General features: G+C 50.3%; 13 protein-coding genes and 1 riboswitch. Of the genes, 1 reads left to right on the top strand and 12 read right to left on the bottom strand.

The features are described 5' to 3' along the window. The first annotated feature begins 387 nt into the window (after nucleotides 1-387). Nucleotides 388-1,284, top strand: a complete 897-nt coding sequence (gldA, locus tag CLV82_RS06570) for a gliding motility-associated ABC transporter ATP-binding subunit GldA (protein WP_133643539.1) — start codon at nucleotides 388-390, stop codon at nucleotides 1,282-1,284. Between the two features lies 1 nt (nucleotide 1,285). Here gldA and CLV82_RS06565 read toward each other — a convergent pair whose 3' ends face one another. The 12 genes from CLV82_RS06565 to CLV82_RS06510 form a co-directional block, all read right to left on the bottom strand. After that, nucleotides 1,286-1,945 (bottom strand): VOC family protein, encoded by a 660-nt coding sequence (locus CLV82_RS06565; RefSeq protein WP_133643538.1) that lies wholly within the window; start codon nucleotides 1,943-1,945, stop codon nucleotides 1,286-1,288. A gap of 2 nt (nucleotides 1,946-1,947) precedes the next feature. Then, nucleotides 1,948-2,379, bottom strand: a complete 432-nt coding sequence (locus CLV82_RS06560) for an SRPBCC family protein (RefSeq protein WP_133643537.1) — start codon at nucleotides 2,377-2,379, stop codon at nucleotides 1,948-1,950. Between the two features lie 38 nt (nucleotides 2,380-2,417). Then, nucleotides 2,418-3,419, bottom strand: a complete 1,002-nt coding sequence (locus CLV82_RS06555; protein ID WP_133643536.1) for a serine hydrolase domain-containing protein — start codon at nucleotides 3,417-3,419, stop codon at nucleotides 2,418-2,420. 47 nt (nucleotides 3,420-3,466) lie between these two features. After that, nucleotides 3,467-4,252 carry a head GIN domain-containing protein gene (locus CLV82_RS06550; RefSeq protein ID WP_133643535.1) on the bottom strand — a complete coding sequence of 262 codons (786 nt, stop codon included), beginning with the start codon at nucleotides 4,250-4,252 and terminating at the stop codon, nucleotides 3,467-3,469. After that, entirely contained in the window at nucleotides 4,249-5,346 is a 1,098-nt protein-coding gene (locus CLV82_RS06545) for an acyloxyacyl hydrolase (protein ID WP_133643534.1), read from the bottom strand. Before CLV82_RS06545 ends, CLV82_RS06550 begins: the two co-directional genes overlap by 4 nt. A gap of 62 nt (nucleotides 5,347-5,408) precedes the next feature. Next, nucleotides 5,409-6,362, bottom strand: a complete 954-nt coding sequence (gene metF / locus CLV82_RS06540) for a methylenetetrahydrofolate reductase [NAD(P)H] (RefSeq protein WP_133643533.1) — start codon at nucleotides 6,360-6,362, stop codon at nucleotides 5,409-5,411. A 20-nt stretch (nucleotides 6,363-6,382) separates the two neighbouring features. Continuing rightward, complete coding sequence (gene metH / locus CLV82_RS06535) at nucleotides 6,383-9,145, bottom strand: methionine synthase (RefSeq protein ID WP_133643532.1); 2,763 nt, start codon at nucleotides 9,143-9,145, stop codon at nucleotides 6,383-6,385. 1 nt (nucleotide 9,146) lies between these two features. Continuing rightward, nucleotides 9,147-10,166, bottom strand: a complete 1,020-nt coding sequence (locus CLV82_RS06530) for a homocysteine S-methyltransferase family protein (protein ID WP_133643531.1) — start codon at nucleotides 10,164-10,166, stop codon at nucleotides 9,147-9,149. 78 nt (nucleotides 10,167-10,244) lie between these two features. Further along, nucleotides 10,245-10,351, bottom strand: a riboswitch (SAM riboswitch). Nucleotides 10,352-10,476: 125 nt separating this feature from the next. Further along, nucleotides 10,477-11,541: an NAD(P)/FAD-dependent oxidoreductase gene (locus CLV82_RS06525; RefSeq protein ID WP_133643530.1), complete on the bottom strand. Its 1,065-nt coding sequence runs from the start codon at nucleotides 11,539-11,541 to the stop codon at nucleotides 10,477-10,479. 22 nt (nucleotides 11,542-11,563) lie between these two features. Further along, nucleotides 11,564-12,166: a precorrin-2 dehydrogenase/sirohydrochlorin ferrochelatase family protein gene (locus CLV82_RS06520; protein WP_133643529.1), complete on the bottom strand. Its 603-nt coding sequence runs from the start codon at nucleotides 12,164-12,166 to the stop codon at nucleotides 11,564-11,566. Next, nucleotides 12,163-12,975 (bottom strand): uroporphyrinogen-III C-methyltransferase, encoded by an 813-nt coding sequence (gene cobA / locus CLV82_RS06515; protein ID WP_133643528.1) that lies wholly within the window; start codon nucleotides 12,973-12,975, stop codon nucleotides 12,163-12,165. Before cobA ends, CLV82_RS06520 begins: the two co-directional genes overlap by 4 nt. Nucleotides 12,976-12,979: 4 nt before the next feature. Continuing rightward, nucleotides 12,980-15,070: a HEPN domain-containing protein gene (locus tag CLV82_RS06510; RefSeq protein ID WP_133643527.1), complete on the bottom strand. Its 2,091-nt coding sequence runs from the start codon at nucleotides 15,068-15,070 to the stop codon at nucleotides 12,980-12,982. Between the last annotated feature and the right edge of the window lie 18 nt (nucleotides 15,071-15,088).

The following is a 15,088-nucleotide window of genomic DNA, read 5'->3' as shown; positions in this document are numbered from 1 at the left end:
CTTGTAATCTGTTGTGTCCTTTCAGCACGTTGCTAATTTCCGGTGACGGTAAAAAAAAAGTCCCGATTTTTATCGGGACTTTATCATATAGTGTATTACCATATACTAGAACAGTCCCGCACCTCTTTGGTAAAAGAAGTAAAAATAGAAACGGTTCCAGAAATACGTGCGTGTCATAGTCGTTGTAATCTCTGACTAAGGTACTTATTAAATTTACATGACCATCTTTTGCTATGTTTTTTTTTGAATTCCGGTTTCATCCTGACATTTTTTGAAATATCTATTATAAAAATACAGGGGTATTGAGAATAATGGAATACAGCGGTAGGTATAAAAACCGGCTAACCGCTGCCCGCTTTTGTTTATTTTTGTTCAAAACAGGTATATATGTCATTATCGGTACAGCAGCTCGAGAAATCTTACGGCTCACAGAAAGCCCTTCACAACGTGAGTTTTGAAATTGCAAAAGGAGAGATCGTTGGCTTCCTCGGCCCTAACGGTGCAGGTAAATCGACCCTGATGAAGATACTGACCACCTATCTCCCGGCCGACAGCGGCAGCGCGACGGTGAACCAGCACGATGTGCAAAAGGAGCAGAGAGCGGTCCAGAGATCTATCGGATACCTGCCAGAAAACAACCCATTGTACCCGGAGATGTACGTGCGCGAATACCTGCAGTTCAATGCCGAAGTCTACGGTGCTTCCAGGGACAGGATACAACTTGTTATTGAGCAGACCGGGCTGCAGCCCGAAGCCCATAAGAAGATCGGGCAACTCTCTAAGGGATATAAACAAAGGGTGGGACTCGCAGCTGCCTTGCTACACGATCCGGAGGTCCTGCTGCTGGATGAGCCGACAACCGGCCTTGACCCCAATCAACTACAGGAAATACGAAAACTGATCAGGGAGATCGGTAAGGAGAAAACGATACTATTATCTACGCACATCATGAAAGAGGTAGAAGCGGTTTGTGACCGGGTACTGGTACTGAACAAAGGCCGACTGGTAGCGGATAAAAAGCTTGCAGACCTGCGGGATAAAGATGAGCAGATCATTGAAGTGGAATTTGATTACCGGGTAGAAGAAGTGCTGCTGCAAAAATTACCCCATGCCAGGGAAGTGAGAAATACCGGTGGGTTTGTCTACGAGATCGTCTTCAGCACCCAGCAGGATATGCGCCCGGCGGTTTTCGATTTCGCCCATGACAACCGCTTAAAAACCCTGCAGCTGAGCAGGAAGAACAAGAACCTGGAAAGTCTCTTCAGCGAATTGACACAGGCCTGAATCAGGCGTTGGACTCCGTACTGAAAACATATTCCTTGCCCTCATACGTACAACAGATCCGGCTTTTGAACGATCGTGCCGGCACCCCGGTGGGGTACCAGTTCTTGCCGTTCTGCACCACGATCAGCAGCCCGGACTCTTCCCCGGCCGCACAGAAATTCTCGAGCGGTGGTTGCTTGTGGAACAATGGAATACCGGAGGCCTTATGGATCTCCGCGTATAATTTTGCTACATCAGCTGTCACCATCCCCATTTCGCTCAGGTATAATAAACTGTCTGGATTAAAGGCATGATCTGACCGGGTGGGCTGTTCAAACCTGCCAATACATTCCAGGATATTTCCATTATTATCGTAGAAATAGAAAGAACGTGCATCCCAGGAAGTGAATTCCGCGAAAGGAGCCCCGGGTTGAACCGGGATAATTTCTGCCCTGTCCCCTATCCACTCAAATGCCTCTTCTACCTGGTTATGAGGGATCTCGAAAGCAAAGTGATAGACAGGGTCGGGATCCCGGGTCTCTTCAAACCTGAGAAGGGTCTCCCCTGCCCGGATTACCATGTGGTCTTTAGATTCCACCACAGCCAGGCCTAATTGTCCCCTGTAGAAATCCAGGGTGGCATCCAGGTCGTTACTTTGCAGGTGTACTTCTGTGAGCCTCATGTTTAGGAAGTTTCTTGCTCGATGTATTCTTTCAGCCTGCCTTGTATAAAATATTCCCAGCCGGCTTTGCAGCTGGCACTGGAGAATTCGGGGATCTCCTGTGGAAAGGTCTCAATTCCCCAGTTCAGTACCCGGACAAGGGTGCCATCCCCATCTTCTTCCAGTTCAAAAGTGACCAATCCTTCCCCGGGGTAGTCCGGGTAGTTCCAGGTATAGGTGATACGTTCGCCGGGAACGACTTCGGTAACCTCCCATTGGTGGCGGAAGATCCGCCCCCCTGATGTAACATCAAAATCGGTGGAAAAACCAATGACCGGTTTAAAATCCACGATCTGTTCAAAGTACCATTGTACCATTTCTTCATGGTTAGTGAGGGCAGACCAAACTTTCTCCCGGGGTGCATTAAGGGTTTGTGAGACGATTATAGGTTTCATTCGCGATTTGGATTTGATTAAAAATACGAAAGTTATGACTAGGCCAGGGGTGATATTTCCCTGAAAATCGCGTTGATCCCCGACTCCAGGTGATTTTCCACCCCGGGATTGGTACAATTGACCAGGATCACCACCACCACCCTTTCTTCAGGATAGACGCGGAAAAGACTATAGGCCCCTACGCTGTTACCGGTATGCCCATAGAAGTCCCTGCCTTCACTATCCCGGCTGACCTCCCAACCCAGCCCGTAATAGGTAGGTTTGCCGTCTATAGTATCTGAAGTGAGAAATTCCGTTTGCAACCCGGAGTATTCCAGTTGCCCTGTACGGTATGCCTCGCCCAGCCGGGCAATATCGCCCACTGTACTCAGGTATCCCCCGCCGGCAAGTTTATAACGGTTATCCACGGGAACTGCCTTCCTGAAACCACTGAAATTGCGGGTGTAGAAGGTCGCGGTATGCTCCGGCAAATGTCCCGGAATCTCGGGACAGGTATGTACCATCCCCAGCGGCTCCAACACCTCCCGGGACACATAATCCCGGAAAGGAATTCCGCTCACCACCTCCATCACCCTGGAGAGCAGGACCCAGTCAAAGCTGTTATACAGGTATCCTTTCCCGGGTTCAAATTCCAGGGGGTCGTCCTGGAATACCTGTAATCCTTCGGCTATACTGTAGGGTTTATCCAGGGCGTATTCCTTTCCCTTATAAGTTCGTATACCGGCAGTATGGGAAGCCAGTTGGCGAATGGTAAAGTCAAACTGTTTGGGCGGGTAAGCAGGGAGGTATTTATAAAGGGAATCATCCAATCCAATCTTCCCTTCACCGACCAGTTTCAGCAGGGCAGTTGCCGCAATAGGTTTGGAAATACTGGCCACCCTGAAAACGGTCCGGGCGGGATTTACCGGGGTGGCGGAATCTATATCTGCCAGGCCGAACCCGGCTTCCAGCATAGTAGCTCCATCCTGCAAAACCTTGACAGCCATCCCGGGGAGTTTCCCATCCCTGGCCAGGGCTTCAAATAGTTGAACTTTCTCCATCAGTTTCTAAATAAGCTGTTACACCATTGACCATACGCTCCGGGCGATTAGTCCATATAGACCAGTTTCCCGGTAAAAAGTTGTTCTACATCAACAGTACCGGGCCGGTTATAGATGAGGGCATTCCCTGTACCCCTCAGCGTTCCCGACAGTATATTAACCGGGTGCACCAGGATGTCATTGCTCCCGCGATGATTCAATTGTACCTGGGAGGCCAGGAGCTCCTGGGCTTCTACCCGGGAATCCCCGGCAGCAATAGTCACCCTGAATACCTCTGCCTCCCCGCGCAATGAAAAATAGGCTAAGCCGTTGGATACAATTGAAAGTTCACCTACATCGAGCTCCAGGTCAAAAGAGCCATCCGTGGTTTCGGCTTCCGGGTTATTAAAACTTTCGGACAGCAGGGAGAGGGATTCATAAGGAAGAACGCCCTGGCTTTCTACCGGGAATCCTGTACTGCTCCTTATGCTCCTGAGATCGGGAGATGTCACGGTGAACACAGTGGTCCCGTAAGCCCTGAAATAGTTGCAATCATTGCCATCTCTCAGCTGTAACACCCCGTTCACGACCCTGGCCGTCACCTCCTGTCTAAGGCTGGCCCCGGTCTGCAGCTCCACCTTTTGTATTTCCCCGTAACGTACCACCAGCCGGATATTTTCATACACCTCGACCTGGTCAAAGGCACTGACATCCAGCTCTTCGGAAAGAATATCGCCCGTTGCCTGTATACAATCCGGGGCATTCTCCGAGTTACATGCCGAGAGGAGAAATAAAAGGATAATACCGGGAATTGTCCCGGCAATCCATCTTACTATGTGATGCTGGCTTTTCATATGCGTATCCCGAATCCAAGTTCTACCGCTTCGGCTTTGGCGGCATGTGATTTTAAACTGAGGGTAGCGTAGTACCGATCACCAAAATATCGCTTTAGTCCTACCCTGTTATACACCCGGCCTTCAAAATCGAAAGGATAATAAAGATAATACCCCAACTGCGTGACAATACTCATCCTGTTGATATAGAGTTCGTGCCCTGCAAAGATACCTACCCTCTTATAATCAGTGTCCGGATCTACCTGCAGCTCCGGGAAGGAGGTTGATTGAAAGCGAATCAGTTTTTTAAGGAAGTTGGAGAAGAAAATATCTGTTCCTAGTTGTACTGAACTGACACGTCCCAGGCGCTTCTCTGCAGAGACGGTAAAAATATAGAAAGGAAACTGCCCGGACCCGATCACATCGCTTTCATTGATCCCTGTACTGAATGCCAGGTTGTATGCCATGTCCCGGTCTGTCTCCCCGGGTTCCGTTATTTTATATTCCCTTTTCCCTTCAGCATCCAGGTCATAGACCAGTCCTGCATTAAAGGCAATGGTATTCGTGGAAGTATTGGGCGCTTTTACATTGGCATTCGAATAATGAACCAGGGATAATCCTGCCTTTACTCCAAGGGTACCCAGCAGCCGCATTTTCCGGTAATTGAGCATAAGGTATGTTGAGCTCATGAAGGCCGTGCCGTAGGCGTTATTCCTGAAATTCTCCTCCCGGTCATAGGGGTTGGTATTGTACGCAATGCCCTGTCCTACCCGGAACTGCAAGGCCCGGTTCAGCAGGTAGAAATTATAATGGGCATACAGCCCGTAGTTCTCGCCCAGGACGGAGTTGCGCATATCCTGGTAAATAAAGGAATACCCGACATCCGGGTAATTGAAGGTGCTGTGCCAGGCCTGCTCACCATAGGTTTCCCGGTTAAAGGCCAGGATAAGCCCGGAAGGGTGAGACCTGATCAGGTGGCTGATATCCGTGTTATGCAGCAGGATAGAGCCATAGAACACATCCGTACCGAGGGTGTAAGCGGGAGAAGCTTCCTGCTGCTGGGCAGAGAGCAGCAAACACTGGAAGAACAAGACGATAAGGAAGCGGTTTTTCATGAGGCATAAAAGTAGGAAAAACAAGGGATTCGCTGCCTACCGGATTCAAATTGGAAATGTCTTTAGAACACTGCTTCCGCTATAGCCTTGATATTGTCCGATTTACCCATAGAATAATAATGCAGTACGGGTACCCCGGCTTGTTTTAATTCGCGCGATTGCTCGATGGCCCATTCTATGCCCACCTGCCTTACCTGTTTATTATTCTTGCAGGCCTCTACGGCATCGATCAGCTCCTGGGGCAGGTCTATGCGGAAGACCTGGGGCAGTAACTGCAGGTGACGTTTTACCGCTACCGGTTTGATACCGGGAATGATGGGAACCGTAATGCCCGCTGCCCGGGCTGCATCCACAAATTCGAAGTATTTCTTATTATCGAAGAACATCTGGGTGACCACGTAATGCGCTCCCTCATCTACCTTTTGTTTCAGCCGCTTGAGGTCTGTCTGCAGCGATGGTGCTTCCATATGTTTTTCAGGGTAACCGGCCACGCCAATACAAAAGTCGGCACAATGATCCCGCTCTACCACTTCATGCAGGTACTCCCCGCAATTCAGTTTATGAATCTGTTGAACCAGGTCGGAGGCATAAGCATGTCCCCCGCTGGTGGGTTCAAAATATTTCTCTTCCTTCATCGCATCCCCCCGTAGTGCCATCACGTTCTGTATCCCCAGGTAGTGGCAATCAATAAGCAGGTACTCGGTTTCTTCCTTTGTAAAACCCCCGCATAATACATGGGGGATCGTATCCACGTTATATTTATGCTTGATAGATGCACATATACCAACGGTTCCCGGTCGCATGCGGGTCAGCTTTTTATCCAGCAGGCCGTCGCGGTCTATATAGACATACTCCTCCCGGGAGGTGGTCACGTCTATAAACGGAGGGTTAAATTCCATCAGGGGATCAATATTATCATATAACTCCTGGATATTATGCCCCTTGACCGGCGGAATGATCTCGAAAGAGAAAAGGGTTTCCCCTTTGGCGTTTCCTATGTGTTCTGTTACTTTCATCTGGGAATGCTTGCTTATTTTTATTTCTGATCGGTTTCTTCGGCCAGGTTAGGTGCCAGCCATTTCCTGGCCTCTTCCAGCGCTATTCCTTTCCTGTTTGCATAATCGGCGAGTTGCTGTTCCGTAATTTTCCCAACCCCGAAATACCGTGATTCCGGGTGTGCAAAGTAATAGCCGCTCACACTGGCCGCAGGCCACATGGCGAGGCTTTCTGTCAGGGTCACCCCTATCCTCTCTTCTACCTGCAGCAACTTCCAGATCGTCTTCTTTTCCAGGTGGTCCGGGCAGGCAGGGTAGCCGGGCGCCGGCCTGATTCCGCAATATTCTTCTGCGATCAGGGCATTGTTGTCCAGGCTCTCAGCAGCGCTGTATCCCCAGTATTTCTTGCGGACTTCCCGGTGCAGGTATTCTGCGAATGCTTCCGCAAGGCGGTCTGCCAGGGCTTTGACCATGATCGAGTTATAATCGTCCAGTTCTTCCTCAAATTTTGAGGCCAGCTCCTGGGTACCAAAGCCTGTAGTCACACAGAAGCAGCCAATATGGTCCCGGAGGCCACTGCTCTCAGGTACAATAAAGTCGGCCAGGGCAAAATTGGGCACCCCAGCCCTCTTCTTCAGCTGCTGTCTCAGGGTGTGGAAGGTGAGGGTATCACTCCCGGTTTCCTTACGCAGCTCTTCGGGCACAACTACTTTGATATCATCATCGGCTACCGTATTGGCCGGGAAGATCCCCCACACTGCTTTGGCCTTGAGCAGCTTCTCCTGCAGGATGCGTTTCAAGATCAGCTGGGCATCCTCAAAGAGTTCGCGTGCCTGCGCCCCTACCACTTCATCGTCGAGGATCTGCGGGTATTTTCCATGCAGGTCCCAGCTCCTGAAAAAAGGGGTCCAGTCAATAAATTCCAGCAAGGGCTCCAGGGCCTGGTTCTCCAGGACATGTATGCCGGGTTGCTCAGGCGCCACCAGGGAATCCTTTTCCCAATCAATACGGAACTTGTTTTCCCTGGCATCACGGATATCCAGGTACTCTTTCTGTTTGCCCCTCTTCAGAAATTTCTCCCTGAAGGATTCGTAATCCAGTTTAAGTTCAGATTTGTAGCGGGCCGAATGCTCTTTCTGAAGCAGGTCTCCCACGACGGTCACGGCACGGGATGCATCATTGACATGCACCACGGCCGAACTGTACTGCGGGTCTATCTTCACCGCGGTATGCGCCTTACTGGTCGTAGCTCCGCCGATCAACAAAGGCACCGTGAAGCCCTGCCGTTCCATTTCTTTGGCCAAAAAGACCATCTCGTCCAGGGAAGGGGTGATCAGCCCACTAAGCCCGATCACATCTACCTGTTCTTCTTTGGCTTTTTGAATGATCTTTTCCGGGGGCACCATTACTCCCAGGTCAACGATCTCGTAATTATTACACGCCAGGACCACACTTACGATATTCTTCCCGATATCATGGACATCACCTTTCACGGTCGCCATCAGGATCTTACCGTTATTTCCATTCCCCTGTTCTGCCAGTGGTAAGGATTTCTTCTCTTCCTCTATGTAAGGCAGCAGGTAAGCTACTGCCTTCTTCATGACCCTCGCCGACTTCACCACCTGGGGAAGGAACATTTTTCCACTTCCAAAAAGATCTCCCACCACGTTCATCCCCGTCATCAGCTGCCCTTCAATGACTTCGATCGGCCGCTTGGCATTTTGCCTGGCTTCCTCCACGTCTTCTTCTATATACTGGTCTATACCTTTAACCAGGGCCCTTGTGATACGGGATTGCAGGGGTTCTTCCCTCCAGCTGAGATCGGTCTTGTTTTCCCGGGCCTTGCCCACCACGGTCTCCGCAAATTCGAGCAGCCGTTCTGTCGCATCATCCCGCCGGTTAAGGATCACGTCTTCTACTTTCTCCAGCAGTTCTGGCGGGATATCGTCATAAACTTCGAGCATAGTAGGGTTTACTATGCCAATATTCATTCCTGCCTGGATGGCGTGGTACAGGAAAACGGAATGCATAGCCTCGCGCACGGGATTGTTTCCCCTGAAACTGAAGGATACATTACTGACCCCCCCGCTGACGCTGCAGTACGGTAAATTCTGGCGTACCCAGGCGGTAGCCTCGATAAAATCGAGCGCGTTCCTCTTATGCTCTTCCATCCCTGTGGCGACGGGGAAAACATTCAGGTCAAAAATGATATCCTCAGGCGGAAAATTCGCCTTCTCTGTCAGGAGTTCGTAAGAACGCTTCGCAATCTCTATCCGTCTCTCGTAATTATCTGCCTGTCCGACCTCGTCAAAAGCCATGACGATGACGGCCGCACCGTAACGCCGGATGAGTTTTGCCTGCCGCAGGAATTCTTCTTCTCCTTCTTTCAGGCTGATGGAGTTCACAACGCATTTTCCCTGCACCACCTGCAAGCCGGCCTCTATGATCTCCCATTTAGAACTGTCGATCATAATGGGAACCCGGGCAATATCAGGTTCAGCAACCACCAGGTTCAGGAACCGGACCATGGCTTCTTTCCCGTCGATCAGGCCATCATCCATGTTAATATCAATGATCTGGGCCCCTCCTTCTACCTGTTCCCTGGCAATTTCGAGGGCTTCTTCAAACCTGTCCTCTTTGATCAGCCTCAGGAATTTCCGGGACCCGGCCACGTTGGTGCGTTCCCCTACGTTTACGAAATTGCTTTCGGGGGTGACCACCAGGGGTTCCAACCCGGATAATTTTAAATAGCGCGGAGCTTCCGTGGCACCGGTTTTGGTATGTACTGCTGGATCTTTGCCCATATTACTGATGTATTACTTTATCAGACACCGGGCTAAAGGGTCTGGGTTTATATTGCGCAGAAAGTTCTGCGATGGCTTTGATGTGTTCGGGGGTGGTGCCACAGCAACCGCCCACTATATTCACCAGGCTCTTTTCCAGGTATTCCCTGATCTGGTCTGCCATTTGCCGGGCCGACTGATCGTAGGCACCAAAGGCGTTGGGAAGTCCCGCATTGGGGTGGGCAGAAACCGCTGCCCGGGTCCTTGCTGACAAGACTTCCAGGTGGGGTACCAGTTGACTGGCTCCTAGGGCACAGTTAAAACCGATAGAAAGAATCGGGATATGCGAAACGGAGATGAGGAAAGCCTCCGCGGTCTGACCGGACAAGGTACGCCCCGAGGCATCTGTTATAGTACCACTAATCATGACGGGGACATCAGAACCTTTTTCCTCTTTTACCTCTTCGATGGCAAAGAGGGCAGCTTTGGCATTCAGGGTATCAAAGACGGTTTCCACGAGAAGCAGGTCTACTCCTCCTTCCAGCAGAGCTTCTGCCTGTTCCCGGTATGCCACCTTTAGTTCCTCGAAAGAAACAGCCCTGAATCCAGGGTCGTTCACATCGGGCGACATACTGGCCGTTTTATTGGTAGGACCAATACTCCCTGCGACAAAACGGGGTTTCTCCGGATCCTTACGGGTGAATTCGTCCGCGACCTCGCGGGCGATACGAGCTGATTCGTAGTTCAGTTCGTATACCAGGGATTCCATCCCGTAATCAGCCATGGCAATACTGGTGCCTGAGAAGGTGTTGGTTTCCACGATATCTGCCCCCGCTTCAAAATATTTCCTGTGGATGTCTGCAATAGCATCCGGCTGGGTGAGGGAAAGCAGGTCATTGTTCCCCTGCAGGTCGCTGGGCCAGTCTTTAAAACGCTCCCCCCGGAAGTCCTTTTCTTCAAATTTATAGCGTTGAAGCATGGTACCCATGGCACCATCCAGAACCAGGATGCGTTTTTTTAAAATATCTTCTATCCTACTCATACAGCTAATTCTTAATGTATTTAGCAAGGAAAGGATATATCAAGACAGGGATGGGAACGGACAGGGAGTCCTTTCTTTTTGTTATCTATTCCCGTCTGTACGGGATAGAATGTAGCACCTTCTTTAAAGATAAAGGGTTGCTAAGGTTTCACAGGGTCTATTCCCTCCACCTTTCTTGATAACCTTTCAATGTGGTAATGAACTGGTACAAAGAAACAGTACGGCCTTTTTAAAAGCAAGAATTTGGCCGTTTATTTTAACCGGCCACTTTTATCCTGTGGCCGGTATCTGATAACTATTTGCCGAACGATCAGGCAAGGATACTCTGTACCACTTCTTTCTTGGCTTCCTTCACCGAACCGTCAAAACCGGTGACCCCTCCTACCGTGGTATATTTCATTACAAACCGCTTACCCGGATTGATCCTCTGGTAAGCACTCTGGCACATAACCGCGGCCTCGTGGAAGCCGGAAAGGATGAGCTTTAATTTACCGGGGTAGGTATTCACATCCCCCACGGCGTATACCCCTGGAATATTGGTCTGGTAATCGTACGAATTATTGACCTTTATCGCATTCTTTTCGATCTCCAGCCCCCAATCCCCTATGGGCCCTAATTTCGGTGACAACCCGAAGAGGGGAATAAAATGATCTGCTTCTACGTAAGATTCTCCCCTGGCCTTATCGTTGTGCTCTACCACGACGGCTTCCAGGTGTTCATCCCCGTACAGCTTCTTCACCTCGGCTTCTGTAAATAATTTGATCTTGCCCGCCTTGGCCAGTGCCGCTGCTTTCTCTACAGAATCCAGGGCACCGCGGAATTCGTTTCTGCGATGTACAAGAGATACTTCTGCTGCAATATCGGACAGGTAAATAGACCAATCCAGGGCCGAATCCCCGCCGCCTGCGATCACCACCTTTTTGTCACGGTAGACCTCAGGGTCCTTTATCATATAGGCGACCCCTTTGTCTTCAAAATCATCTATATTCCCGATCGGGGGTTTCCGGGGTTCAAAAGACCCCAGTCCGCCTGCAATGACCACAACGGGAGCGTTATGGGCAGTCCCTTTATTGGTGGTTACCACGAAAGTTCCGTCTTCCAGGGTTTCCAGGTTTTGTGCCCGTTCGCCGAGGGTAAAGCCGGGGCTAAAGGGTTTTATCTGTTCCATTAAGCGATCTACCAGGTCCCCGGCCAGGATCTCCGGGTAGGCCGGGATGTCGTAAATGGGTTTCTTGGGATAGATCTCGGAGCATTGCCCTCCCGGTTGTGGAAGCGCATCGATGAGATGTGTTTTCAGCTTAAGTAATCCGGCTTCAAAGACCGTAAACAAACCGGTGGGACCCGCCCCTATGATGATGATATCTGTCTTGATCATAATATTTTTCTGTTCTTAATTCTCAATTCTGCTTATCCCGGAATACTTCATCCCCGACCAGGCTCCGGGTTACTTTGTTCATCTCTTTCACTTTATACTCAAAGTCTCCCTTCAGCTTCTTCCTGTAAGCGTTAAGGTTCAGGACCATCTGGTCTATTTCTTCCGGGATCACCTCCTCGAAGAATTGTCTTAATCTCTTGGCAGTCGTGGGCGAGGTTCCATTAGTAGAGATAGCCACCTTTACATTACCCTTGGTCACGATCCCGCCCATGTAGAAATCGCAGTAAGGGGGATTATCTGCGACGTTCACCAGCTTATCGCGTTCCCTGCATTCCCGGTATACCCTTATATTGACCTCCGGCTGGTCTGTAGCAGCGATCACCAGGTGTTTGCCTTGCAGGTGGAAAGTTTGGTAAACGTCCTCGATGAGTTCTACGTTAAATTCCAGCGCCAGTTCCCTGGTCCCGTCCCTGAAAAATGGGGCAACCATGGTAACTACGGCATCCGGACTGGATTTAGTCAGGAAATGAAGTTTTTCTTCAGCCACGTTGCCCCCACCTACAATGAGAATCTTCAGGGTATTTGTCTTTAAGAAGACAGGGTATAAATTGTTTCTTTCTTTCATGCGTGTATCTCTTGGTGTATCCCGGAGGTCAGTGCTAACAACCCGGCGCGGTGGTTGACAACTTCCCCGAGAATTATGATGGCAGGGTTGGCGAGCTGTTTTTGCTTTACCACCTGCTCAATACTATTCACAGAGCCAATTCCAATTTTTTCATCCGGCAGGGTGCCGTTCTGTATGATGGCTAACGGCAAGTCGCCTTTCCCCTGCTCACGGAACAGTTCACATATTTCTCCCAGTTTGGACATCCCCATCAGGATGATCACGGTAGCCGATGATCTTGCTGCAAGTGCGACATCGGCCGAGATCTTGTGAGACCTGGTAGTCCCGGTGATCACCCAGAAACTTTCCGATGCTCCCCTTTTTGTTGTAGGTATATGCTGGGATGCAGGAACAGCGAGACAGGAGGAAATACCCGGAACCATGGCGACGGATAAACCTTCTTTCGCCGCATACTCCATCTCCTCCGCTCCCCGGCCAAAGACGAACGGGTCTCCACCTTTCAGCCTGACCACGTGGCCGTGAGACCTGGCCCTGCTGACGATTAGTTCGTTGATCTGTTCCTGCTGGTAGGCGTAACACCCTTTGCGCTTCCCGACAAAAATATGCTCCGCAGCCGGGGCGTACGCCAACAGTTCGGTATCAACCAAGGCATCGTACAGGATCACAGCAGCAGACTGCAGCGCCTTAATTGCTTTTATCGTGATGAGTTCTGTATCGCCTGGACCCGCACCGACAACTGTCAGCCTGGGTTGCACATCGGCAACTCCCCCGGGGATCAAATTTTCTTTATAAGTAATACTCTTCTCCATGGTTTCAGGCTTCTGTTAATTCGACTTCCCGGTACGCTTTCGCTTTCTCTATAAATGCTTCTGCCTGCTGCAGGTAGGCTTCGGCAAATTCCCCGGAAGGAGTGTTCTTATTGATCTGCAGAACGAGTTGTTCAAAGGAACCGCCCAGTTCAAGTTTCCCGGACTCGATAAAACAGCTATCAAAATCTTTGATGATGGACGCATGAGTATTGGTCTTGGTGTTTTCCGAGGTGAGCAATGCCTTTGCCGCATTCACCATGGCCGAATAACTGTAAAAGACAGATGCGGCCCATTTCCCGGCTTGCAGAGATTGCGCTGAATGTTCCAGTTTCTCCTCGCTTTCAAATAATAAGGTTGCCACCAGGTCGATGACCACTCCTGCACATTCCCCTACCCCGATAGCCTGTTCATAACGCTCTTCATTACCCCAGTCTATAAAATCTTCTGCGACCAGGTTATCCGTATCGGACAATGGTTTCAGGAATTCGTAAAAATACAGCTGGCCCTTTTCGGCATAGTAATCGTCGTAGCTCGCTCCCTTACCATGAGCTTCGTAATCATCCAGGATCAACCTCAGCGCAGCCGGCCCTCTTTTACTCGGGACCTTGATCACCTTATCGGCAAACCTCCCCCGGCCGTTCCCCAGGTTGCCACCCCCCAGCAATACCTGTAAGGCAGGCGCTACCTTTTTATCAGGGGTCCGGACAGACATGCCCTGGAAACCGATATGGGCCATATTATGCTGGCCACAGGCATTCATACAACCACTGATCTTAATGACCACATCCGGGTTGGCTGTATAGTGCGGGTACTCTGAGCGGATGACCCGCTCCAGTTCGGCAGCAATACCGGTACTGCTGGCAATCCCCAGGTTACAGGTATCTGTTCCGGGGCAGGCAGTGATATCAAGGGCCTTGTTATACCCCGCCTCTGCAAACCCGAGCTTCCGCAATTCTTCATAGAAGAAAGGAAGGGAATTCTCCGGGACATAGGGCAACAGGATATTCTGCCGTAATGACAGCCGTATCTCGCCCCCGGCGTACTGTTCTACCAGGTCTGCCAGTTGCCTGGCTTTATCTGTATAGAAATCACCTAGCATCACCTTGATCCCTATGGCAACATACCCGGGTTGTTTCTGGGTGACGAGATTGGTCTTTTTCCACAATTCAAAACCCTCTTCATCCTGGATTTCAACAAGTGGTGCTTCCCTGGACGGCTCTTTAACCGCTGGGTATGCTGCGGCATCTATTGGGTAATTCCGGTGGGGAAGGGCTGTCTGTTCCTCTTCCAACAGGGTTTTAAACCCTTGCAGTCCCAGGTCTTTCAGTAAGAACTTCATCCGTGCCTTAGCCCGGCTCTTGCGTTCGCCGTAACGGTCAAATACCCGGATAACACCTTCCATCAGGGGAATGATCTTGTCCGCAGGAAGGAATTCATATAGGGTATCAGCATGCCGGGGCTGAGAACCAAGTCCGCCTCCAAGCATTACTTTAAAACCTCTTTCCCCTTGCTGCAGCTTGGCGATAAAGCCAAGATCATGCATATAGGACAACCCGGTATCCCTGTCCGAGGCAGAAAAAGACACTTTGAACTTCCTGCCCATTTCCTGCCCTACCGGGTTTCTCAGGAAATATTCAAATACTGCCTGGGCATACGGGGATACATCAAAGGGTTCTTCGGGATCAATACCGGCCGTTTCACTGGCGGTTACATTACGAACCGTATTTCCACAGGCTTCCCTAAGGGTAACCTGGTCCCTTTCCAGTTCTGCCCATAGTTCCGGGGTGCGTTCCAGGTCCACGTAATGGATCTGTATATCCTGGCGGGTGGTGATATGCAGCCGCCCGGTCGAATATTCATCCGCTACATCGGCAATCCTCCTGAGCTGGTGTGCCGTGACCTTCCCGTAAGGAAGTTTGATCCTCACCATCTGCACCCCCTGCTGTCTCTGGCCATATACCCCCCGCGCAAGCCTGAGACTCCTGAATTTCTCCTCGTCAACTTTTCCCTCCTTAAACTCACGGATCTTGCGATCCAGTTCCAGGATATCTCGCTCTACTATGGGATTCTCTATTTCTGTTCTAAAACTTCTCATTTTACTCTATTTTTCCTA

Source organism: Zeaxanthinibacter enoshimensis (assembly GCF_004362865.1).
Classification (GTDB): Bacteria; Bacteroidota; Bacteroidia; order Flavobacteriales; family Flavobacteriaceae; genus Zeaxanthinibacter; species Zeaxanthinibacter enoshimensis.
This window is presented reverse-complemented; position numbering and strand designations above follow the sequence as displayed.